Source organism: Rothia koreensis (assembly GCF_052232265.1).
GTDB classification, from domain to species: Bacteria; Actinomycetota; Actinomycetes; order Actinomycetales; family Micrococcaceae; genus Rothia; species Rothia koreensis.
The window spans coordinates 1,226,672-1,249,117 of the sequence record NZ_CP197643.1 but is presented as its reverse complement, the minus strand read 5'-3'; the positions used below and the strand labels follow the sequence as shown (position 1 = coordinate 1,249,117).

Annotated in this window: 22 protein-coding genes and 1 tRNA gene; 12 read left to right on the top strand and 11 right to left on the bottom strand. The window is 64.9% G+C overall.

What is annotated here, in order from left to right; translation table 11 throughout:
• The first annotated feature begins 64 nt into the window (after positions 1–64).
• Genes moaA through ACTSLZ_RS05460 form a run of 4 tightly spaced genes read left to right on the top strand, consistent with a single transcriptional unit; the run spans position 65 to position 3,255 of the window.
• Positions 65–1,105, top strand: coding sequence for a GTP 3',8-cyclase MoaA (gene moaA / locus ACTSLZ_RS05475; RefSeq protein WP_443095959.1), 1,041 nt, complete (start codon positions 65–67; stop codon positions 1,103–1,105).
• A 3-nt stretch (positions 1,106–1,108) separates the two neighbouring features.
• Complete coding sequence (locus tag ACTSLZ_RS05470; protein ID WP_129313869.1) at positions 1,109–1,378, top strand: MoaD/ThiS family protein; 270 nt, start codon at positions 1,109–1,111, stop codon at positions 1,376–1,378.
• Between the two features lie 3 nt (positions 1,379–1,381).
• Complete coding sequence (gene mobA, locus ACTSLZ_RS05465) at positions 1,382–2,065, top strand: molybdenum cofactor guanylyltransferase (protein WP_443095958.1); 684 nt, start codon at positions 1,382–1,384, stop codon at positions 2,063–2,065.
• Complete coding sequence (locus ACTSLZ_RS05460) at positions 2,062–3,255, top strand: molybdopterin molybdotransferase MoeA (protein ID WP_443095957.1); 1,194 nt, start codon at positions 2,062–2,064, stop codon at positions 3,253–3,255. Before mobA ends, ACTSLZ_RS05460 begins: the two co-directional genes overlap by 4 nt.
• 150 nt (positions 3,256–3,405) lie before the next feature.
• Here the strand turns inward: ACTSLZ_RS05460 and rplL are convergent, their stop codons facing one another.
• The 8 genes from rplL to ACTSLZ_RS05420 all read right to left on the bottom strand — a co-directional run bounded on the left by rplL (position 3,406) and on the right by ACTSLZ_RS05420 (position 8,858).
• The gene (rplL, locus tag ACTSLZ_RS05455) at positions 3,406–3,795 is read right to left on the bottom strand and encodes a 50S ribosomal protein L7/L12 (protein WP_129313866.1); all 390 of its coding nucleotides are present in this window, start codon (positions 3,793–3,795) and stop codon (positions 3,406–3,408) included.
• Between the two features lie 120 nt (positions 3,796–3,915).
• Positions 3,916–4,455, bottom strand: coding sequence for a 50S ribosomal protein L10 (gene rplJ, locus ACTSLZ_RS05450; protein WP_129313865.1), 540 nt, complete (start codon positions 4,453–4,455; stop codon positions 3,916–3,918).
• A gap of 272 nt (positions 4,456–4,727) precedes the next feature.
• Positions 4,728–5,816 (bottom strand): ABC transporter ATP-binding protein, encoded by a 1,089-nt coding sequence (locus ACTSLZ_RS05445; protein ID WP_443095956.1) that lies wholly within the window; start codon positions 5,814–5,816, stop codon positions 4,728–4,730.
• Positions 5,817–5,975: 159 nt separating this feature from the next.
• Complete coding sequence (rplA, locus tag ACTSLZ_RS05440) at positions 5,976–6,671, bottom strand: 50S ribosomal protein L1 (RefSeq protein ID WP_443095955.1); 696 nt, start codon at positions 6,669–6,671, stop codon at positions 5,976–5,978.
• A 134-nt stretch (positions 6,672–6,805) separates the two neighbouring features.
• A complete protein-coding gene (rplK, locus tag ACTSLZ_RS05435) occupies positions 6,806–7,234 on the bottom strand; it encodes a 50S ribosomal protein L11 (RefSeq protein WP_443095954.1) in 429 nt (142 codons plus the stop codon).
• A 238-nt stretch (positions 7,235–7,472) separates the two neighbouring features.
• A complete protein-coding gene (nusG, locus tag ACTSLZ_RS05430) occupies positions 7,473–8,324 on the bottom strand; it encodes a transcription termination/antitermination protein NusG (RefSeq protein WP_443095953.1) in 852 nt (283 codons plus the stop codon).
• 83 nt (positions 8,325–8,407) lie between these two features.
• A complete protein-coding gene (secE, locus tag ACTSLZ_RS05425; protein ID WP_129313861.1) occupies positions 8,408–8,692 on the bottom strand; it encodes a preprotein translocase subunit SecE in 285 nt (94 codons plus the stop codon).
• Between the two features lie 93 nt (positions 8,693–8,785).
• Positions 8,786–8,858: transfer RNA gene (locus ACTSLZ_RS05420), tRNA-Trp, on the bottom strand.
• 292 nt (positions 8,859–9,150) lie between these two features.
• Between ACTSLZ_RS05420 and ACTSLZ_RS05415 the strand changes: the two genes are divergently transcribed.
• Positions 9,151–10,362, top strand: a complete 1,212-nt coding sequence (locus tag ACTSLZ_RS05415) for a pyridoxal phosphate-dependent aminotransferase (protein ID WP_397555018.1) — start codon at positions 9,151–9,153, stop codon at positions 10,360–10,362.
• 223 nt (positions 10,363–10,585) lie between these two features.
• A complete protein-coding gene (locus tag ACTSLZ_RS05410; RefSeq protein ID WP_129313859.1) occupies positions 10,586–11,617 on the top strand; it encodes a 6-phosphofructokinase in 1,032 nt (343 codons plus the stop codon).
• Between the two features lie 66 nt (positions 11,618–11,683).
• Here ACTSLZ_RS05410 and ygfZ read toward each other — a convergent pair whose 3' ends face one another.
• The 3 genes from ygfZ to ACTSLZ_RS05395 form a co-directional block, all read right to left on the bottom strand.
• A complete protein-coding gene (ygfZ, locus tag ACTSLZ_RS05405; protein WP_443095952.1) occupies positions 11,684–12,835 on the bottom strand; it encodes a CAF17-like 4Fe-4S cluster assembly/insertion protein YgfZ in 1,152 nt (383 codons plus the stop codon).
• The gene (locus ACTSLZ_RS05400; protein ID WP_178979506.1) at positions 12,832–13,440 is read right to left on the bottom strand and encodes an FABP family protein; all 609 of its coding nucleotides are present in this window, start codon (positions 13,438–13,440) and stop codon (positions 12,832–12,834) included. Before ACTSLZ_RS05400 ends, ygfZ begins: the two co-directional genes overlap by 4 nt.
• 171 nt (positions 13,441–13,611) lie before the next feature.
• Entirely contained in the window at positions 13,612–14,307 is a 696-nt protein-coding gene (locus ACTSLZ_RS05395; protein ID WP_238692221.1) for a hypothetical protein, read from the bottom strand.
• Between the two features lie 273 nt (positions 14,308–14,580).
• On the opposite strand from ACTSLZ_RS05395, the gene ACTSLZ_RS05390 reads away from it, so the two are divergent.
• The 6 genes from ACTSLZ_RS05390 to asd all read left to right on the top strand — a co-directional run bounded on the left by ACTSLZ_RS05390 (position 14,581) and on the right by asd (position 22,440).
• On the top strand, positions 14,581–15,267 hold the full coding sequence (locus ACTSLZ_RS05390) for a winged helix-turn-helix domain-containing protein (RefSeq protein ID WP_443095951.1): 687 nt from the start codon (positions 14,581–14,583) through the stop codon (positions 15,265–15,267).
• Positions 15,268–15,419: 152 nt separating this feature from the next.
• Positions 15,420–18,764, top strand: coding sequence for an RNA degradosome polyphosphate kinase (locus ACTSLZ_RS05385; protein WP_443095950.1), 3,345 nt, complete (start codon positions 15,420–15,422; stop codon positions 18,762–18,764).
• 64 nt (positions 18,765–18,828) lie between these two features.
• Positions 18,829–19,773 carry an NUDIX hydrolase gene (locus ACTSLZ_RS05380; protein ID WP_436594409.1) on the top strand — a complete coding sequence of 315 codons (945 nt, stop codon included), beginning with the start codon at positions 18,829–18,831 and terminating at the stop codon, positions 19,771–19,773.
• Positions 19,763–20,593, top strand: coding sequence for a thymidylate synthase (locus ACTSLZ_RS05375; RefSeq protein ID WP_443095949.1), 831 nt, complete (start codon positions 19,763–19,765; stop codon positions 20,591–20,593). The genes ACTSLZ_RS05380 and ACTSLZ_RS05375 overlap by 11 nt, the downstream gene beginning before the upstream one ends.
• Complete coding sequence (locus ACTSLZ_RS05370) at positions 20,590–21,210, top strand: dihydrofolate reductase (protein WP_443095948.1); 621 nt, start codon at positions 20,590–20,592, stop codon at positions 21,208–21,210. The genes ACTSLZ_RS05375 and ACTSLZ_RS05370 overlap by 4 nt, the downstream gene beginning before the upstream one ends.
• A 90-nt stretch (positions 21,211–21,300) precedes the next feature.
• Entirely contained in the window at positions 21,301–22,440 is a 1,140-nt protein-coding gene (asd, locus tag ACTSLZ_RS05365) for an aspartate-semialdehyde dehydrogenase (protein WP_129313851.1), read from the top strand.
• The last annotated feature ends 6 nt before the right edge of the window (positions 22,441–22,446 follow it).

The following is a 22,446-nucleotide window of genomic DNA, read 5'->3' as shown; positions in this document are numbered from 1 at the left end:
GTTCCAAGGAAGCCGTGAACCCGAGTACCGTGGGTAGTGGAGCAATACATCCGAGGAGGCAGCATTGGGACTCTTGGAAGACCAATGGGGTCGCGTAGCCAACGATCTCCGACTTTCACTCATCGACAAGTGCAACCTGCGGTGCACCTACTGCATGCCGGCCGAAGGGCTGGACTGGCTCGGCAAGAACGAGCTCCTGAGTGCCTCCGAAGCGGTCCGCATCGCTGACATCGGCGTCAGGCTCCTGGGAGTCCGCGAGGTCAGATTCACCGGCGGCGAGCCGCTGGTTCGCGCCGATCTGGCAACGATCCTCGGCGACTTGCGCGAACTCCACCCCACTTTGCCGATGTCGATCACCACCAATGGTATCGGGCTGGAAAAGAAGATCGATCGTCTCGTCGAGGCAGGGCTCAACAGGATCAACGTGTCCCTCGATACGGTGTGCCCCGAAACCTTCGCGAAGATCACGCGCAGGGACCGGCTCCCTCACGTGCTTCGTGGCCTCGAGGCCGCAGCCGACGCGGGAATTCATCCCATCAAGATCAACGCGGTCCTGATGCGCGGGGTCAATGACGACCAGGCCGGCGAGTTGCTCGATTGGTCTCTGCGCCACGACTTCCAGCTCCGGTTCATCGAACAGATGCCGCTCGACGCCGACCACGAATGGACGCGCAGCGGCATGGTGACGGCCGGGGAAGTCAGGGATCGCATTTCCGAGGACTTCGACCTGGTGCCCCAGGCCGAGCCCCGGGGATCGGCGCCCGCCGAGCTGTGGGACGTCTACCCCTTGGGCACGGCCGTCGCCGGGAATCCGGCACCGGTCCTCGGCCAGGTCGGCGTCATAGCCTCGGTCACCGAGCCTTTCTGCGAAGCCTGCAGCCGGACCAGGATCACGGCCGACGGCAAGATCCGCAGTTGCCTGTTCTCCCACGAGGAAACCGACTTGATGGAGGCGCTCAGGGACGGGTCGACGGACGAGCGGATAGCCGAAATCTGGCAGGCCGCGATGTGGACCAAGCCCAAGGCCCACGGGCAGACCAAGGTCGGTCTGGGTACGCCCGAATTTGTTCAGCCCGATCGCAGCATGAGCGCCATCGGAGGCTGAGAATTGGTCGACATCCACTACTTCGCCGCTGCGCGGGCGGCCCGCGGCCAGTCGACCGAAACCGTCGACGCCGGGGCGAACGGTCTCGTGACCCTCGCGGATCTGGTCGAGACGCTGGGACGAGAGCACACCGAGCACCGAGCCGCAGGCCTGACGCTGGCGGAGGTCTTCGGACGATGCACGTTCCTGGCCGATGGGCGCAGAGCCGAACCGTCGGCTCCTCTCGCGAACGTCGAGCGCATCGATATCATGCCGCCCTTCGCCGGAGGCTGACCGATGGCCCCGTTCCTTCCGATCCGGTTCCGAGCGATCGTCCTCGCGGGTGGCCGATCCTCCCGGCTCCACGCGTCGGCCCCCGGCCCGACTCCTGACAAACCCCTCCTGTCCAGAGACGGCCTGACCCTGGTGGACGCCGTGCTCACCGACCTGGACCGGTTCGCCGAGGTGGGCGCCGCCGAATGCGTCGTCGTCGGCCCGGAGAATATCCCACTACCGACGGACGCGGGACTCGTTCGGGAGGATCCGCCCTACTCGGGTCCGGCCGCGGCGATCCGCGCCGGCCTGTCCTTCATGGACGGCACGGATGTGCGGGACAGCGGCCCCGACGCCGCCCGACGCGCCTGGGTCTTCGTGGTGGCCGCTGACATGCCTCACCCCGGCCCTGGCCTGGCCGAACTTCGCCGCGCCGTCCTCGCCCACGGCTCCGAGGAGACCGCGTTCATCGGGGTGGAGGACGGAAGGTGGCAACCGCTCATGTCGGTTCTGCGTCTCGACCGCGCCCTGGAAGCCTTCACGGAACCCGCGGAATCTCAGTCCGTGATGTCCCGGCTCAAACGCCTCTCCCCCGTGGACGTCGAGCTTCCGACCGGCTCGAGCAAGGACATCGACACGTGGGACGACGCCGTATCGCTGGGCTTCGTCGACGGGACCGCCGGACGCTTCTCAGGGAGTCGAACGTGAGGCGGGACTGGACCACGGTCCGCGAGGATCTGTACGAGCTGGCGGGAGAGATCGGCCGGAGCCTGGATCGTCCGGAGAATCTGCGGCTCGAGGACGCTCTCGGCACGACGACGTCCGCACCGATCGTGAGCCCCATACCGGTTCCCCACTTCGAGTCCTCTGCCATGGACGGATACGCCGTGGCCGGACCGGGTCCGTGGCGCCTGGTCTCGGATCCGGTGCGGTCCTCGGGGGAACGCAATATCCATCGTCGATCCGGCAGCATCGGCGTCGGGGAAGCCTGGCCGGTCCTGACCGGTTCGGTTCTGCCCCAAGGAACCGAGGGTGTGGTCCGTATCGAGCACGCCGAAACCCGCGGGACGACGGTCCGGAGCCTCCCGGACCATCCCTACAACCCAGGCCGCGACATGAGGCGACGCGGCGAGGAAATGGAACGCGGTGCCGAACTCGTCGCCGCGGGCACCGTTCTCGGCCCCAGACACGTTGCTCTGCTCGCGGCCTGCGGCATCGACGTCGTCTCCGCCCGGCGGCCCATGTCCGTCAGCATGGCCTTCACAGGCAACGAAGTGATCGACTCGGGCGTTCCGCACCCCGGGGAGGTCCGTGATGCCTTCTCCGCCCAGTTCCCGCACCTGCTGCGCGGCTGGGGCGCGGATATCAGCGAACGCACGAGGCTGCACGACGACCACGACGTCATCCGCGAGTGGATCTCCTGGGCCAGCGGGGACCTGGTGATTCTCACGGGAGGTTCAGGGTCCTCGAGCCAGGACGTCGTGCGGCAGATCCTCGAGGATATGTGCACGGAGCTCGTCGCGACGTCGATCGCCGTCCGCCCCGGACACCCGACGATCGTCGGACGCCTGCCGGGCGACCGTCTTGTTCTGGGCCTTCCCGGGAATCCTCTCGCGGCGCACACATCCCTCTACGGGCTGGCGCCCGTGGCCCTGGCGGGGTTCCTGGGTCGGACCATGCCCCGCCTTCGGACCGCGGTGCTGGGCCGGGACGTGCCTCCTTCGCGCAAGGCGGTCACGACCCTTGCCCCTTGCGTTCTGGACGACGACGTCGCTCGCCCCTGCGCGGGAACCCGGTCCCACATGCTCTCGGGCCTCGCGGCCGCGGATGTTCTGGCCGTCATACCACCGGAGGGGGCCACAGACGGGCAGCGCATCGACTGCCTGCCCCTCGACTGATCCGCGCTCCTCCTGTATCCCGAACTGCGTGAGAGGGTCTGAGCCCGACCGCAGCTCATGCCAAGGGTTTTGACTCGAGGGCCTTAAACGGGAGAAGGCTCCCCCACCGCACGGGTGGGAGAGCCTTCGACCAAAGAATTCCGGAAGGAATTACTTGAGGGAGATGGTAGCGCCAGCGCCCTCGAGCTGCTCCTTGGCCTTCTCGGCGTCTTCCTTGGAAGCACCCTCGAGAACCGGCTTCGGAGCGCCGTCGACCAGGTCCTTGGCTTCCTTGAGGCCGAGGGAGGTCAGGGCACGAACTTCCTTGATGACGCCGATCTTCTTGTCGCCGGCCGACTCGAGCACGACGTCGAATTCGGTCTGCTCTTCAGCCTCGGCAGCACCTGCATCGCCACCGGCGGCCGGTGCAGCGGCAACGGCGGCGGGGGCAGCAGCGGTGACGTCGAAGGTCTCCTCGAAGGCCTTGACGAAGTCGGACAGCTCGATCAGGGACAGTTCCTTGAAAGCCTCGATGAGTTCTTCAGTGGTCAGCTTGGCCATGTGTTTGGCTCCTTCTTATGTCTGGTTGCAGAGGTTTCCTGCAACGGATCTTGGATTCTCCTGCTCCCCAGGCTGAGGCGCAGGGCCAACGGGTTCCCGTTGGTGACGTCCGAGGACGTCTCAGGCAGCGGATTCTCCACCCTGCTCCTCGACCTTCGTGCGCAGAGCCTCTGCGGTACGAGCAGTCTTGGAAAGCGGTGCCTGGAACAGTGCGGCGGCCTTGGAGAGGGAGCCCTTTGCCGCACCCGCAACCTTGGCGAGCAGCACCTCGCGAGATTCAAGATCCGCAAGCTTCTGGATGTCAGCTTCACCGAGAGTCTTACCCTCAAAGTAACCACTCTTGATGACCAGCTGGGGATTCTGCTTGGCGAAGTCACGCAGGCTCTTGGTCGCCTCAACCGGTTCCCCGGTGATGAAGGCGATTGCGGTGGGGCCGTTGAGGTCGTCGAAGTTCAGGCCCTCGACGCCGGCTTCCCTGGCCGCGATGGCGGTCAGCGTGTTCTTCACCACGGCATATTCAGCGTTCTCACCGAGCGAGCGACGAAGCTCTCCGAGCTTGCTCACGGTGAGACCACGATACTCAGTCAAAACAGCAGCGTCCGAGTTGGAGAAAAGCTCCCTCAGCTCCGATACAGCGGCCGCCTTTTCCGGTGTCGCCATGGTACTCCTTCCGGTCTGATTGCCGGGCGCCCATGAGCCCACAAAAAATGCCCCGCGCAGATGGCGGGGCACAGCGAAATCTCAACGCGCATGAGAATGCACGGAGTCCGATTGTGTCACGTTCACCTGCACTGGCCGTTCCTTGCGGGAACTCTTATGGCGGATAAACACGCCCGGGGGCGTGCAAAACCTACGACCGGCGGTCTTTGGTAGTTCCAGTAAACCACACGTCCGGCGACGGAGCCACCCGGAGGAGCTCGATGGGACGCACATCACTGGGGTTTTGCACTGGCTCCTCCGCGGGCATCAGCAACAAGAACCCGTTGCCCGGTTGCCGCGTCGAATTCGTGCACATTCACCCCGTCGACGAGCACGCAGGCCTTCTCCCCGATGGCGGGCGGGTCGACCGGCTCACCGAAACGCACCGAGGGCAGCAACGCCCGAAGGGGCCGCATTCCGGACCCGGCGTCGACGACGACGAGCGTCTGCTCCCCCAGGAATGACGACCCCACGACCGTGCCGTTGAAGCGCAGAACGGACTCATTGCCCCGGTCGGTCCGCACCCCGGCAAAGTCCTGGACGAGACAGTTCTCCGGCCGGAAACCTCGCACGATCCCGTCCTCGCCGGGCACGAAATTCATGGAATGTCCGCCGAGGAATCCGGCGACGAATTGCGTCGCAGGCCTCTGCCAGAGCTCCTGGGGCGGGCCGATCTGTTCGAGGCGGCCGTCATTGAGGATCGTGACGGTGTCCCCGAGAGCGAAGGCTTCTTCCACCTGGTGCGTCACGTACACCATGGTCAGCCCCTTCTCTCGCTGCACGGCACGCAGGTCCTCACGAATGTCGCGGGCCAACGCCTGGTCCAAATGCGCGAGCGGCTCGTCGAACAGGTACAGGCCGACGTCGCGCACGAGCGCGCGGGCAATACCGACGCGTTGCCGCTGGCCGCCGGACAACTGATTGATCCGCCGCGGCCCCAAGTCCGGGATGTGCATCATCTCGAGGGCGTCCGACGCCGCGGCGCGGCGCTCCCGGTCGGTCCTGTACCGCGAGTTCTTTCCCCGGGCTGCCTTGAGTCGGAGCGGGAACAGGACGTTGTCCAGGACCGAGAGGTGGGGATAGAGCGGGGTGTCCTGAAACGCGACCGACGAATCGCCCAGTCGCACCGGTTTCCCGTCCAAGTGGACGACGCCCGACGTCGGCGATTCGAGCCCCGCCGCAATCCTGAGCATGGTGGTCTTGCCCCCACCTGACGGACCGAGCACCGTCATGAGCTGACCAGTACCGACGGTGAGGTCGAGCTCTCGCAGGACCGACTCGCCACCGAACGATTTGCTGACTGCCTCGAAGACCAGACTCACAGCGGTTTCGCTCCTTCGCCGTTGGTGCACGCGCCTCGCGCGGGCTTCACTCCCCTGAGCACACACAAAGGCCCCGCACCGTCGCCAAGGACGGTGCGGGGCCTCGTGGTCGGCACGATCGTCAAGGTCTTCGTGACCGTTCCGATCGAATCCGGACTCCTACTTCTCGGCCACTGACGGGTCGACCGGGATGCCGGGGCCGAAGGTCGTGGCCACGGTGATCCTGGAGACGTAACGTCCCTTCGAGGCGGAGGGCTTCAGGCGCGCGGTCTCCTCGATCGCTGCCTGGAAGTTCTCCTCGAGCTGGGCGGCGTCGAAGGAGGACTTGCCGATGATGAAGTGGAGGTTGGAGTTGCGATCAACGCGGAAGTCGATCTTGCCGCCCTTGATGTCACCCACGGCCTTCACAACATCCATGGTCACCGTGCCGGTCTTCGGGTTCGGCATGAGGTTGCGGGGACCCAGGACCTTGCCCAGGCGACCGACCTTGCCCATCATGTCCGGAGTGGCCACGGCGGCGTCGAAATCGACCCAGCCGTCGGCGACCTTGCCGATGAGCTCGTCCGAACCGACGTAGTCGGCGCCGGCTTCCTCGGCCGCGGCAGCCTTGTCACCCTGGGCGAACACGACGACGCGGGCGGTCTTGCCCGTGCCGTTCGGGAGGTTCACGGTGCCGCGAACCATCTGGTCGGCCTTGCGGGGGTCGACCGAGAGGCGCAATGCGACCTCCACGGTGGTGTCGGCCTTGGAGGAGTTGATCTCCTGAGCGAGGCGGATTGCCTCACCGATGCCGTAGAGCTTGTCCTGATCGATCTTCTCTGCGGCTGCCTGGTACGCTTTGCTGCGCTTTGCCATCTGCTTGTTTCTCCTTGTGCAGTTGTGGTCTGTCGGACCGCGCCGGCCCTGCCACTGGCCCGCTCATGTGGCGGACCCCCGCTGCGAGAGCGGGCTGAATGATTTATTGAATGAACGTCGGAAATCCCGCGGGACTACTCGACGGTGATGCCCATCGAACGAGCGGTACCGGCAACGATCTTCGAAGCCGCGTCCATGTCGTTGGCGTTGAGGTCGGGCATCTTGGTTTCGGCGATCTCACGGACCTGGTCCACGCTGATCTTGCCGACCTTGTTGGTGTGGGGAACTCCGGAGCCCTTGGCGACGCCGGCGGCCTTCTTGATGAGCTCGGCGGCCGGAGGAGTCTTGGTGATGAAGGTGAACGAGCGGTCCTCGTAGACCGTGATCTCGACGGGCACGACATTGCCGCGCATGGATTCCGTGGCGGCGTTGTACGCCTTGCAGAATTCCATGATGTTGACGCCGTGCTGACCGAGCGCGGGACCAACCGGGGGCGCCGGGTTGGCGGCACCTGCCTGGATCTGCAGCTTGATGAGGCCTGCGGCCTTTTTCTTGGGAGCCAATTGAGGTCCTTTTCTTCTGGGGCTGACCGACGCACAGGAGCGTACGACGGCGGGTGGTCACCGTGGCGCGGCGACCGCGCGTGAGCACGCCAAAGCGCACGAGCACACGCAAAATCTCAGTGTAGTCCCGCACGAATGGTTTTCTCCACTCAGGGGGAGCAATATCACTGCATCACGAACGAATGCGCGGTCACCGCTTTCTGGGCGGGACCGCGCATTGCGTGCGAGAAGAAAATGATCAGATCTTGGTGACCTGATTGAAGCCCAGGCTCACGGGGGTCTCGCGCTCGAAGAGCGAAACGAGAACCACGAGCTGCTGCGCTTCGGGCTTGATCTCGGAGATGGTCGCCGGGAGGGTCTCGAAGGGGCCTTCCTTGACGATGACCGACTCGCCCACCTCGAAGCCGACGTTGACCTGAGGAGCAACCTCGGCCGGGACCGGTTCGCCGGCGTCCTTGGCCGCTTCGGCCTGCTCCGCCTCGAAAACCGGGGCGAGCATGTCGACAACCTCATCGAGCCGAAGCGGCACCGGGTTGTAAGCATCCTGGCCCACGAATCCGGTCACGCCGGGCGTGTGGCGCACGACGCCCCAGGACTCGTCCGTCAGGTTCATGCGGACCAGCACGTAGCCCGGGATCCTCACGCGGCGCACGGTCTTGCGTTGCCCGTTCTTGATCTCCAGGACTTCTTCCATGGGGACCTGGATCTCGAAGAGATCGTCCTCCATGTTCATCGACTGGGCACGGGTCTGCAGGTTGGTCCTGACGCGGTTCTCGTAACCGGCGTACGTGTGGATCACGTACCAGTCGCCTTCCTGGCGACGAAGCTTCGAACGGAATTCCTGCATCGGGTCGACGTCCGCGTCCTCTTCGGCCGCTTCCGAGACCTTTTCGACGGTGTCGTCGAAGTCGCCGGATGCGTCCTCCGCGTTCTCAGAATCATCCTGAGCGGAGGAGACCAACGCGGACTCCGTCTGTTCGAAGCCGGACTGGCTGGACTGCTCCGCGGCGTCGGCCTGCTCTGCCTGCTCGGGAGAGGTCTGATCGACCTGGTTCTCCTCGGCGGAGTTATCGAGTTCCTGCTCGGACACTGCGTTTCCTGCTTTCTTGGGGGTCTTCGCATCCCCGCAACCCATTGGCACGGCCGCGAGGCGGATTCGTCTGAATTCTCAGTTTAGCCCTGGGGGCCTTGCGGCTTCTGACCGAAGCCGCCGTCACCGAAGAGCCAGAAGGCTCCCTGCCCGAACAGGTAGTCGAGGCCGAAGATCAGCAACAGCATGAACGCGACGAAAACCAGGACAATGATCACGTAATTGAGGAGTTCCCGACGAGTCGGGCTGACGACTTTTTTCAGCTCGCCGATGACCTGTTTGAGGAAGAGGACGATCCTCCCGAAGAAGCCTCGCTTCTCGGTACTGGACTCTTGATCGGCGGCTCCCGCAGCAGCAGCTTTAGCCATTCGGTACCGCCCCTTTCTGACGTTATGGCTTGGACGTTGTACAACGTTGTCGACTATATGCCACGAATGGGTCTTCGTGAGGGGATGAAAATGCAGGGCAGACAGGACTCGAACCTGCAACCTGCGGTTTTGGAGACCGCTGCGCTACCAATTGCGCCACTGCCCTTCGACGGGATACCGCCCTCAGCTCTTCAGGTCCGCGCTGGTGCCCTCGGGCATGAGCGATCCTCGGTGGCGAGCACCGGAGTTCAACTTTAGCGACTTTGTCGAGTGCCCGCAATTCGCTGGGGACGGAGACGGGTTCCGTGGATTCCGCCGGCCCGGTCTTGAGCAATGTTTCCACAAGCATGTTCTGCGCATGTCCTCGGCACCGGGCTGCGCATAGGATTGGAGCAGCACCCGCGGGCACACCCCGACGGGCCGCGATTCCGGAACCGTTCTCAACGAAAGTGAGCACCATGCCGTCCCAGGAGCGCATCTCGGCACGCATCGCCGCCATTGCCCCGTCCGCCACCTTGGCCGTGGATTCCAAAGCCAAGGCACTCAAGGCCGAAGGGCGCCCCGTGATCGGTTTCGGTGCGGGAGAGCCCGATTTCGCGACCCCGGCCCCCATTGTGGAAGCGGCCCGCGAGGCGCTGGACGACCCGGCCAATTTCCGGTACTCGCCGGCTGCCGGCCTCCCCGAACTGCGCCAGGCCATTGCCGAGAAAACACTGCGGGATTCCGGATACTCCGTGGATCCTTCGCAGGTCATCGTGACCAATGGCGGCAAGCAGGCCGTCTACGAGGCCTTTGCGACGGTCATCGACGAGGGCGACGACGTCCTTCTTCCGGCCCCCTATTGGACGACCTACCCCGAGGCCATCCGTCTGGCGGGAGGCAACCCGGTGGAAGTATTTGCGGGGTCCGAGCAAGGCTACAAGGTCACCGTCGATCAATTGGAGGCGGCCTGCACGGACCGGACGAAGGCGCTGATTTTCGTCTCGCCGTCGAACCCCACGGGCGCCGTGTACAGCCCGGAGGAGACCGCGGCCATCGGACGCTGGGCGGCTGACAAGGGGATCTTCGTGATCGCCGACGAGATCTACGAGCACCTGACCTACGACGGCACCCCCTTCACCTCGATCGCCACCGCTGCCCCCGAGCTTCGGGAAAACGTCATCATCCTGAACGGTGTCGCGAAGACCTACGCGATGACCGGATGGCGCGTCGGATGGCTGATCGGCCCCGCGGACGTCGTCAAGGCCGCGTCGAACCTGCAGTCGCACCTTTCGTCGAACGTCAACAACATCGCACAGAGGGCGGCCCTGGCGGCCGTGACCCAACCGATGGACGCCGTCGACGAGATGAGGGCCGCTTTCGATCGGCGGCGCAGGGCCATTGTCGAGGGGCTCAACGCGATCGACGGAATCACCTGCCCCACTCCCCAGGGCGCCTTCTACGCCTACCCGGACGTCACCGGCCTGCTCGGGTCGAACATCGCCGGACGCACGATCTCCTCGTCCGCGGACCTCGCGGACGTGATCCTGGACGAAGCCGAAGTTGCGGTAGTTCCGGGCGAAGCCTTCGGCCCTTCCGGATACCTCCGACTCTCCTATGCGCTGGCGGATGACGACCTCCGCGCGGGTGTGGAAAGAATCCAGAAATTGCTGGCGACCGCGTCGCGCTGACAATCCGCGGCCCCGGGCCGTTCCGTGGCCCGGGGCCGACGTTTGCGGAACCAGAACAGAAACCAACACAAACCCACACTGACCCGAAGAGGTGAGCCGGAAGCCCCTCGGGACTCCGGGGCAGACCTGCCGCTTTCGCTCGATGTGGACATCCACAAGTTCCCAACTATTCGCTACACTGAGAGGCGTTGAATACTTCGACTCGTAGCGAGGGAGACACCCCATGAGAATCGGACTTCTGACCAGTGGCGGCGATTGCCCCGGGCTCAACGCGGTGATTCGTGGTGCGGTGCTCAATGGGGTCAAGACCTACGATGACGAGTTCGTCGGTTTCCGCGACGGATGGCGTGGGGTCGTCGAGGGCGACATCATGGATCTGCCCCGAACGCGGGTTCGCGGGTTGGCCCGTACGGGCGGAACCATCTTGGGGACGTCACGCACCAACCCTTTCGATGGGCCGCAGGGCGGTCCGGAGAACATCTCGGTGATGCTCGAGCGCCACGCGATCGACGCGATCGTCGCGATCGGCGGCGAGGGAACGCTTGCAGGGGCCAAGAGGCTCTCCGATGCGGGCCTCCCCGTGGTCGGCGTGCCCAAGACGATCGACAACGACCTCAACGCGACCGACTACACCTTCGGTTTCGATACAGCCGTTTCCATCGCGACCGACGCCATGGACCGGTTGCGGACCACGGGCGAATCCCACCACCGCTGCATGGTTGCGGAGGTCATGGGCCGGCACGTGGGGTGGATCGCGTTGCACTCCGGCATGTCCGCGGGAGCTCACGCCGTGTTGATTCCCGAACAGAAAGTCCCCATGACCCAGGTCGCGGACTGGGTTCGCGAGGTCCACGAACGCGGGCGCTCTCCCCTGGTGGTCGTGGCTGAAGGATTCATTCCCGAGGGGCTCGACGAGGTCGTCCACGAGAAGGGCCTCGAGCAGGACGGCCGGCCTCGCCTCGGCGGAATCGGCGAATACGTAACCCACGAGATCGAGCGGATGACTGGCATCGAGGCCAGGAACACGACCCTGGGTCACATTCAGAGGGGCGGTGCACCGACCGGTTTCGACCGAGTGCTCGCCACGCGCATGGGCATGGCCGTGGTCGACCTGGTGCACGACCGCCAATGGGGCAAGATGGTCGGCCTGGACAGCACCGACATCACCCGCGTGGACTTCGAGGAAGCGTTGAGTGGGCTCAAGACGGTCCCCCAGGCACGGTGGGACGAAGCCAAGGTGCTCTTCGGGCGGTGACCCCGACCGCTCCGGACGGCGCGGCGTCCGGCTCCGGCCGAAAGCCCCCGCCGGGACGACCGGTTCTCAGGGTTTCAGGAAGTCGTCCCTGTTGCGCCGCCCCACGGCCTGTCCCGCATCCGGGCTGACGATCACGGTTTGCGCGGCCGCGTACTCGACGACGGCAGGCTCTGGCGAGTCGTCTCCGGCGTCCTCCGCTGCCACGTGCGAGGTGTCGTCACGGACCACCAGCTGAGCCTCCGGATCCACCATCCTCTTGATCACCGCCAGGGCGATGGGACCCGCCTCGTGGTGCAACGCGGCGCTCGTGATTCGACCCACGGCCCTTTTCCCTCCGACGGCGAAGACCTCGGAGCCTGGCTCGGGGAGCGTGTGCTCGGAACCGTCCAGGTCGAGGAACACGAGCCGCCGCGGCGGGTGCCCCAGATTGTGCACCCGAGCGATGGTCTCCTGCCCCTTGTAGCACCCCTTCGACATGTGCACGGCCGTCCGCATCAGGTCGAGTTCGTGCGGGATCGTTCGAGCGTCGACCTCGGTGGCGTACCGGGGCCGCCAGGCCTCGATCCGCAACGCTTCCAGCGCCATGGTTCCTGCCCACTCGGGACGGAGCGATGCGAGATCCGATTTCCGGACGAGAATCTCCCAGTACTGCCAGCCCTCGCCGGGATGCGGGCTCGTGCCGGCGTAGGTCGTGCCCCCGACGCCGATCTGGGGCCAGGGATCCTGCCATGCCACGGCTTCCGCGGGGACGCCTGCGCGTCCGCGGAGGTCGACCGTGGATCCGATGACGGCGACGTCGGCCGTCTCGTCCCTGACCTCGACCCTGAGCATGAAACGCATCGACTCGAGAAATTCGGCGAGGCCCTCGTTCTGGCCCGCTTCGACGATGAGCCACACCATGTCCTCGGACACGACGACGTGCGGCTGGTACTCGATGCGTCCTTGGGCGGACAGCAACGTCGTCTCGGTGCTCGCCCCCGCCGGCAGACCGTCGATGACCTGAGATGACAACGTGGTCAGCCAGCTGGCGCGGTCTTCCCCGGACACGGAGACGACGCCGCGGTTGGACAGATCGACGGCGACGGGCCGTTCGGCCGTTGCCCGGGCGAGACCGCGTTGCTCGCGGATGGGATCCCCATAGTGCGCGGCGACGCCGCTGTCCTGGCCGCCGGCTTCGACGGCACCGTCCAATGAGAGCAGAGGTGAGGACCAGGTCATGCGGCCACGTCAACCTTGCGCAAACGCGCCGATGCGTGCGAGCTCATCTGCTGACCGGCTGCCGCCATGTCCCAGGCCCACATGAGTTCCCCGTTCACCAGGCCGTACATACGCGAAGCGGCAGTGTATTCCTTCGCGTTGGCGCCGCGCATCACAGCGTCCGTGGCCATCTGGATCCGGGGGCCGTCGATGACGCCGACGTACAGCTCGCTCACCCCACCCGGATGATTGATCGTTGCGAGGATGTCGAAGGCTTCGTCGTCATTCCGCATCTTCTCGACATCTGCGGCGGTTTGGAGGAGCGGCTTCTCCGCGCCGGGCAACAACCCGGGGCCGGCGTCCTCATCGCCCTGTTTGCGGTCCAATTGCCAGAAACCGGTCTCCACGCTGATCTGGCGGGTCCGGTTGCCCTGGTCGTCCAACAGGTAGGACTCGGCGCGGTACTCGAGGTATGGCAGGCCGTTGTGGGAGAAGTCGACGATCTGCCCGAACTGCCTCTCTTCTTCGTCGGCGTAGCCGAGGACTCCGACGCCTTCCCAGTGGCCGAGCAGCCACGCGAAGGGCACAAGTTCAGGGGTCAGATCCGTGGGGATTTCAATAGCCATGCACCCATCTTAAACGCCAAAAGCCCGAGCATCCACGCCCGGGCCGTTGACTACGCTGAGTGCTTTACTTCTGGCCTCGGAAGAGCCCACCGACCACGAGCGCGGCGCAGCCCAGGATGGACAACGATGCCAGCCCCAACAACGTGAGGAACAGGATTTCGAGTGCAATGATCATGGCAACCAAGCTATCACGCGATCGATGACGAGCGTGCCCGCATACCCGAGGACCCCCAAGAATGCGACCGGTGTGACGCCGAGTGTCATGGCCCCGCGCCGCAATCCGCCCTCGGGTCCCGCAGCGATCATTCGCGCTCCCACGATGCCGATGCACAGGGCAAGAATCGCGCCGGCGCCCCAAACGCTGGCCCCCGTCTCGGTGCGATGGTGGATCAACGCCATCCCCACCCATCCCGAGGCGCTCACTGCAGTGAAGACGCCCACGGCTCCGCTGATCGTGGATTCGAGCCGGGCGGCGGCGCCCTCTCCCCGAACCAATTCGGCCAGAAACACCACGACGACGCCGACGGCCACGACCGCGGGCAACAGGGTCAGCAGCTTGCCCGTCGGCGCAAGATAGACCAGTGCGCAACCTGCCCAGCCGCAGAGCGCGAAGATCACGCTGTGCGCAAGAACGTTCTTGATTCCTCGCAATTCGGCGATACCGGAAGCAGCGGGCCACCCCCACGCGATGAGAGCGACCAGCAGAACCGTTGCCACCAGGGAGACCACGGGCGAGAGAACCGCCCCGACCAAGGAAACGACGAGGGCAATCAGACTCGACAACGCCACGAGCCAATAGCGTTGCCTTCCTTCCGTCCCCACGGTCCGCAATGCGTGGGTTCCGGTCGGCACGTCGCTGGGAGCCACAGATCCTCCAGGGTCGTTCATGAGTGGGACGGAGCTTGAGCCCCCGCCAGGGCGTTTGCCCGTCGTTTGCGCCCAGTCTATCCGTGGGGTGGGACGCGGCAACGACATGTAGCATGCCGCCCGCTCGGCAATCTGGCCTTATACTGGCGATCACATGGCAACGGAGCCTCCCCGTGTCCCGGCCCGTTTCGCACGAACGGCACCGGGAACGATCAGAAAGCTCCCGGATCCGCGCGTCCGGAACGAGTGAAACCTCCGGAAGGGACGACGCCAATGGTCAAGATGCTCATGCTCAGCGACGCCGCGAGCTCGCCCGCCGACGTCGTTCCCGCCCTGGCCCTGTTGCCGCACGAGGCGGAGGTCCGCCCTCTGGCCGCCTCGCCCGCCGAAATCGCCTCCCGCTCCCCGGAACTGCTTCTCGTCGACGGCACCGGGGCCCTGGTGAACGCCCGGAATACCGTCCAAATGCTCGGCGGAAGCGACCTGGAGACTCCCACGGTCATGATTCTTGCCGAAGGAGGCCTGGCCGCCGTCTCACCCCACTGGCTGGTGAACGACATCCTGCTGGACTCGGCGGGTCCGGCCGAGGTCGAGGCACGCATCAGGCTCGCGGCGGCGGGTCCCCAGGGGCCGGCCGCTCAGGAAGACGTCATCAGGTGCGGGGACGTCATCGTGGACGAAGCCACCTACTCCGCACGCGCCGGTCAGCACACGCTCAACCTCACCTACAAAGAGTTCGAGCTCCTCAAGTTCATGGTGCAGAATCCTCGCCGCGTGTTCACCCGGGCGCAGCTGCTCTCCGAGGTCTGGGGATACGACTATTACGGGGGAACGAGAACCGTGGACGTCCATATCCGTCGGCTGCGCGCGAAATTGGGCCCTGACCACGACCAGCTGATCACGACGGTGCGCAACGTGGGATACAGCTTCACCGAGGCACGGCCGACGCCGCAGGAGTGACCGTCTGCGGAATCAGCCGATGCCAGTCAGAAAATGTTCGTCCACATTTCTCCCTGGGCAGCACGCTTCGCGGGGCCGGCCCTGGTGCCGGCTTGTAGAGTGGAGAAAGACACGGCGGTGCCACGGCACCGCCGACCAGCAGGCTAACCGGAATGGGCAGGTACGCGGTGACTTCAGCGCTCGGAAATGCGGCTTCTCGATACTCCTTGGACAGCACACGTCCGGACTCGAACCTGGTCGGTCAGATCGAGAATCTGGCCCAGCGCGCACATTCGGCCGACGGCGCCCAGCCCTTGTCCGAGCAAACCTTGGTCCAACTCAGGCGGGCGGCCGAGCAGAGCGACGGCGCATCCGCAGCACCCCTGGTCATCACGGCGTTCGAGGGCGAGGCCCTCGTTGCCGCGGCGGTCGCGACCGCACCCGAGGACGCGGAGTCCACCGGAACCGTCGAGGGCATGGTGGACCCGAAGCACCGGGGCTCCGGTTTGGGGCGTGCCGTCGCCGAGATGCTTCTGGGCGATAGCGGCCTGGGAGAACAGGTCAACGACTACCGGGTGTGGGTTCACGGTTCGGGCGTGGCCGGTCGCTCGCGGGAGTATTCGGCCCCGTTGGCCGCGATGTCTCTGGCCGACAGCTTCGGCTATGTCCCGGTGCGCGAACTGTGGAAAATGCGGTTGGACCTCACCGCCAAGGCCCGCCAGAGCATCCGGGAACTCACCGAGAAGCACGCCCCCGAACCGCCCGTCCACGTCCGGACCTTCCAGGACTCGGACGCAGAGGCCTGGGTGGATCTCAATTCCCGGGCCTTCGCCGACCACCCGGAGCAGGGTCAGTTGGGCATCGAGGACCTCCGCGCCCGGCAGAACGACTCCTGGTTCAGGCCGGAAGGCTTCTTCCTGGCCGAGACGGAACAGGACTCCAGCGGCAATCCGGCGCTGCTCGGTTTCCACTGGACCAAGATCGAGGACACCGACCAGGGCTCCCGGGAGGGGGAGGTCTACGCCGTCGGCGTCTCACCGGACGCACAGGGAACCGGGCTGGGTCGGGCTCTGACCGTCATCGGCATGGACTACTTGGCCCGCTTCGGTGAGGACGACTCCGCCGAGGAACCCCTGGACGCGATCGTCCTCTACGTGGATGCGGACAACACGGCCGCGGTCGGGCTGTACGAGTCCCTCGGATTCCGTCCGTGGGATGTGGACAAGATGTACGCGCCGTCGTCCGCGGTAACCGATGAGGACACGGTCCATGCCGAGCCCGAGGCGGTCACGGAGACTGGGCAGAACAATCTGACCCACCCCGGCCAGGCCACAAACATCGCCAAGATCGAGCGCGCAGAAACTCGCGGAGATCGCATCGACGCTCCGGAGCAGTTCTCGACACCGCTGCTCCAGGGGGACTTCGGCCCGGAACGGTTTGCGGACCGCGAGTCCTCGTGGCTGGATTTCAACACCCGAGTCCTCGAACTGGCCGAGGACCCGTCCTTGTACCTGCTCGAGCGCCTGAATTTCCTGTCGATCGTGGCATCCAACCTCGATGAGTTCTTCATGGTGCGAGTCGCCGGGCTCAAACGCAGGATTGCCACGGGCATCGCAGTCCCGTCGGCCTCCGGCCTGACCCCGGACGAACAGATGGAGCTGATCAGCGAATCGGCTCACCGCCTGCAACAGCACCATGCCGAAGTCTTCCACGACCAGGTCCTGCCGGAACTGGAGAAAGCCGGATTGCACGTGGTCGGCTGGGACGATCTCGAAGCCCAGGCGCAGGAAAGGCTTTCGGGCCAGTTCCGGGAACGGGTCTTCCCGATCCTGACCCCGCTGGCCGTGGACCCGGCCCACCCCTTCCCGTACATCTCCGGTCTGTCCCTGAACCTCGCGGTCATCGTCCGCAACCCCCAGACCGGCAAGGAATTGTTCGCCCGCATCAAGGTCCCGGACCAGCTGGACCGGATGATTTCGGTCGATGGTTCCCGCCATGCGAATTCCCCGTCTCGGTCGGCACGGTTCATTCCCCTGGAAGCCATCATCGCCGAGCATTTGGACGAGCTCTTCCCGGGCATGGAGGTCGTGGAGCACCATGTCTTCCGCGTGACGCGCAATGAGGACCTCGAGGTCGAAGAGGACGACGCCGAGAACCTCCTGCAGGCTCTGGAGAAAGAGTTGTTGCGGCGTCGTTTCGGACCGCCCGTGCGACTCGAGGTCGAGGACACCATCAATCCGGCCATCCTCGACCTCCTGGTCTCCGAATTGAGGGTCGACGACGCCGAGGTCTACCGTCTGCCCGCGCCCTTGGATCTGCGCGGCATGACCGGCATCGTCAAGGTCAATCGGCCGTCATTGCATTATCCCAAGCACATCGCGCACACGAGCCGTTTCCTCAACGCCGCCGAGACCGCGACGGCGGCCGACGTGTTCTCCGCGACGCGGGAGCACGACGTGCTCCTGCAGCATCCTTACGATTCCTTCGCGACGAGTGTCCAGGCCTTTCTGGAACAGGCGGCGTCGGATCCCCAGGTCATGGCCATCAAGCAGACGTTGTATCGGACGTCGGGAGACTCCCCCATCGTCGATGCGCTCATCGAGGCCGCGGAGGCCGGCAAGCAGGTTCTGGCCGTCGTCGAAATCAAGGCTCGGTTCGACGAACAGGCGAATATCTCGTGGGCCCGCAAACTTGAGGAAGCCGGGGTGCACGTCGTCTACGGGATCGTGGGGCTCAAGACCCACTGCAAGTTGTCCCTGGTTGTGCGCAAGGAATCGGACGGCCTGCGCCGCTACTGCCACATCGGCACCGGCAACTACCACCCGTCGACGGCCCGCTTCTACGAGGATTTGGGGCTGCTGACCTGCGACCCCCAGGTCGCAGAGGACGTCTCGCGCCTGTTCAACCAGCTCTCGGGGTACGCGCCCAAGACGGCCTACAAGTCGTTGCTGGTCGCTCCAAGGTCGTTGCGCTCCGGGCTGATCGACCGCATCAACCGCGAGATCTCGCACAAGCGCGCCGGTCTGAACGCCAGGATCCAGATCAAGTGCAATTCGATGGTGGACGAAGCCATCATCGATTCCTTGTACAGGGCCTCGCAGGCCGGCGTCGAGGTCAACATCGTGGTCCGAGGCATTTGCGCGCTCCGACCCGGCGTTCCTGGGCTTTCGGAGAACATCCGTGTCAGGTCGGTCCTGGGCCGGTTCCTCGAGCACTCGCGGGTCTTCACTTTCGAGAACGGAGGCAAACCGGTCGCCTACATTGGGTCGGCCGACATGATGCACCGTAACCTGGATCGACGGGTCGAGGCCCTGGTGCGGATCAAGGACCCGGTGCATATCCGGTACCTTCTGGACATGATCGGGATGTACATGTCGGAGAAGACGGCCAACTGGCACCTGGAATCGGACGGAACCTGGACACGATTCTCGCGCGCGGCGGACGGGACTCCCCTGCGTGACGTCCAGTCCAGGTTGTTGGAATCGCGCTCCCAACGAGGCATGTACCCGGGTCAGTGACCGGGGTCGTCGACCGATCTCGCCCACGCATCATCACAGCACTTCACCGAAGGATTCACACTCGATGTCAGACGATTCCAAGAACTCCCCGGCGGTGGTCGCCGCGGGCGCCATATGCTGGCGCGAGTCGAGCGCGGGCCTCGAAGTCCTTGTCATCCACCGCCCCAAGTACGACGACTGGTCGTGGCCCAAGGGCAAGCAGGACGACGGCGAGTCCATCGCCGAGACGGCCGTGCGCGAGGTTCGTGAGGAAGTCGGCCTCAAGATTCTTCTCGGGCCGCCCCTGGCCAGGACGAAGTACAAGGTCTCCCGAGGAAAGAAGGAAGTCCACTACTGGGCCTCCGAGATCTCCCCGGGGACCACGGCGAAAGAGGACGCCGGTGAGGTCGACCGGCTCGAGTGGGTCCGCCCCGACGTCGCCAGGGAACGGCTGACGAATTCCTCGGACCGTTTGCCCCTCGACCGTCTTCTTGAGCTGCACGAGGCCGGCGACCTGAGGACGCGACAGCTCATCGTGGTCCGGCACGCCAAGGCCAAGCCGCGTTCCACGTGGTCACGAGCCGAAAGCGACCGCCCTCTGGCCGCGACCGGCAAACGCCAGGCACACGCCGTCTGGAGGTTGCTCGATGCCTGGAAGCCCGGCAAGATCGTCTCCAGTCCCTGGCTGCGATGCATGCAGACCGTCGCGGGCTACGCGAAGGCCAACGGTCTCGGCATCAAGGAAAAGAACCGACTGACCGAAGCCGAGCACAAGCGCAAGCCGGCCAAGGCCGCGAAATTGATGGAATCTCTCTTCGAGTCGAACCACTCGACGGTCTTGTGCACGCACCGGCCGGTGCTGCCCACCATCCTCAAGGTCATCGGCCATCATTTGCCGAAGGACCTGCGTAAATCTCTACCGACCAAGGACCCGTACCTGACACCGGGACAGATGCTGGTGCTGAACATCAGCCTCAAGCACCGTGACCGTGTCGTATCCCTGGAGAAGATTGATCCCTTTGACGACTAGCCCGCAGCTCGTACCGACTCCGTACGAAGACCTTCTGAGAGACATCCTGGACCACGGCAATCACCGAGGAGACAGGACCGGAACCGGCACGACGTCGGTCTTCGGCCGCCAGATTCGCTACGATCTCTCGACGACCTTCCCTCTCCTGACCACCAAGACGGTCCGTTTCAAAGCAGTGGCCGTGGAGCTGTTGTGGTTTCTCCGGGGCTCGACCAATATCCGCTGGCTTCAGGACCGCAACGTGCACATCTGGGACGAGTGGGCCGACGAGAACGGGGACCTCGGTCCGGTCTACGGCGCTCAGTGGCGGTCATGGCCGGCCCCGAACGGGGAATCCATCGACCAGATCGGCAAGGTCATCGAATCCTTGCGCACGAACCCGTACTCCCGCCGCCACGTGGTCAGCGCCTGGAATCCTGCCGAAGTGGATGAGATGGCCCTTCCCCCGTGCCACGCGCTGTTCCAGTTCTACGTCGAGCCCGTGGAGAGTGGACCGGACCGGCTGTCCTGCCAGCTGTACCAGCGCTCGGCCGACATGTTCCTCGGCGTCCCGTTCAACATCGCCTCCTACGCACTTCTGACCCACTTGGTCGCCGACCAGGTCGGCATGGTTCCGGGGGACTTCGTGTGGACCGGCGGCGACTGCCACATCTACGACAACCACCGGGAACAAGTGGAATTACAACTTTCCCGGCAGCCGCGGCCGTATCCCACTCTCGAAGTGGGCCATCGCAGCTCGATCGACCTCTATGAACTCGACGACCTCTCCGTCCACGGTTACGATCCCCACCCGCCGATCAAGGCTCCCATCGCGGTATGACGTCAGTTCCCGCCGGCACGGAGCCGCCACGTCTTTCCGCCATCTGGGCACAGGCCCGCGGCGGCGTCATCGGCCTCGGCGGCGCCATGCCGTGGTTCGTTCCCGCCGACCTCGCCTTCTTCAAGAGCACGACGTCGGGTTGTCCCGTCATCATGGGCCGCAGCACCTGGGAGTCCTTTCCCGAACGATTCCGCCCGCTGCCGGGCAGGACCAACATCGTCCTGACAGGCTCGATCCCGACGGCGGCCGACACGGTCGATGGACACGCTCATCATGACGGCGCCATCTGGACCGACTCGATCACCAAGGCCCTCTCCGTGGCGAATGAAGCGCCGAGAAGCGGAAACGACCTGTGGATCATCGGCGGTTCGCGGGTCTACGAGCAGGCTCTGGGGCTCGCCGACCTTCCGGGCGTGATCGACGGCCGACTGACCCGGGCCGTGGTCACGGAACTCGACGTCACGGTTCCCGGGGACCGGTGCGCCCCCGAACTCGATTCCGAATGGGCCATGACCGAGCTCGGCTCCGGCGTCGAGGAAAGGGGCCGCCTCGCCGATGCCGACGGCGTCCTTCATCCGGCACACATCGCCTACAGATTCCTCGAATTCACCAGGTAACGAGACAGGCCCGACCGGGCGTGACGATGCAGATTGACATGTGTCACGACCGGAGGCCCAAGTCCTCGGTCTGTCGGTACACTGAGCATCATGGCATTTCGGTCCGGAGATTCTGTAGGTTTTGTCGGTTGGCGCGGCATGGTGGGTTCCGTGCTCATGAAGCGCATGGAGGAAGAAAAGGACTTCCAGCAAATCGACCCGGTGTTCTTTTCGACGTCGAACGCGGGCGGCGCTGCCCCGAGCTTCTCGGGCGTCTCGGACACGGGTACGCTCAAGGACGCCTACGACATCGATGAGCTGGCCAAGCTCCCGATCATCGTGACCACGCAGGGTGGCGACTACACGAAATCGGTCCATCCTCGCTTGCGCGAACGAGGCTGGGACGGGCTGTGGATCGATGCCGCGTCGACGCTGCGCATGAACGATGACTCCGTCATCGTTCTCGACCCCGTGAACCGCGACGTCATCGATCAGGGTCTCGATCGCGGCATCAAGGACTTCGTCGGGGGAAACTGCACGGTCTCCTGTCTTCTCATGGGCCTGGGTGGGCTCTTCCGGGAAGGTCTCGTGGATTGGACCACGGCCATGACCTATCAGGCCGCATCCGGTGGCGGTGCCCGGCACATGCGCGAAGTCCTCAAGGGATTCCGCGACATCTCGGCGTCCGTGGCCGCGGAACTCGACGACCCGGCCTCCGCGATCCTCGATATCGATCGCAAGGCCCTGGACATCCAGCGCTCGGGCGGCATGGACACGGAACAGTTCGGCGTGCCCCTGGCCGGTTCTCTCATCCCCTGGATCGATGCCGACCTGGGCAATGGGCAGTCCCGCGAAGAGTGGAAGGCCGACGCCGAAACCAACAAGATTCTGGGGCTGTCCGACGAGGACAGGGTCATCATGGACGGCTTGTGCGTCCGCATCGCCGCCATGCGGTCCCATTCACAGGCGCTGACCATCAAGCTGACCGACGATCTGCCGGTCGAAGAGATCGAAAACATCATCGATCGGGACAATGAATGGTCGCGGGTCATCCCCAACACCAAGGAAGCGACGATGGACGCCCTGACTCCGGTCGCGGCGTCCGGGACGCTCTCCATCCCGGTCGGACGCATCCGCAAGCTTGCCATGGGGCCGGAGTACATCTCGGCCTTCACCGTCGGTGACCAGCTGTTGTGGGGCGCGGCCGAACCCGTCCGCCGCATGCTCGCCATCGCTACCGGGACCCTCTAGGAGACC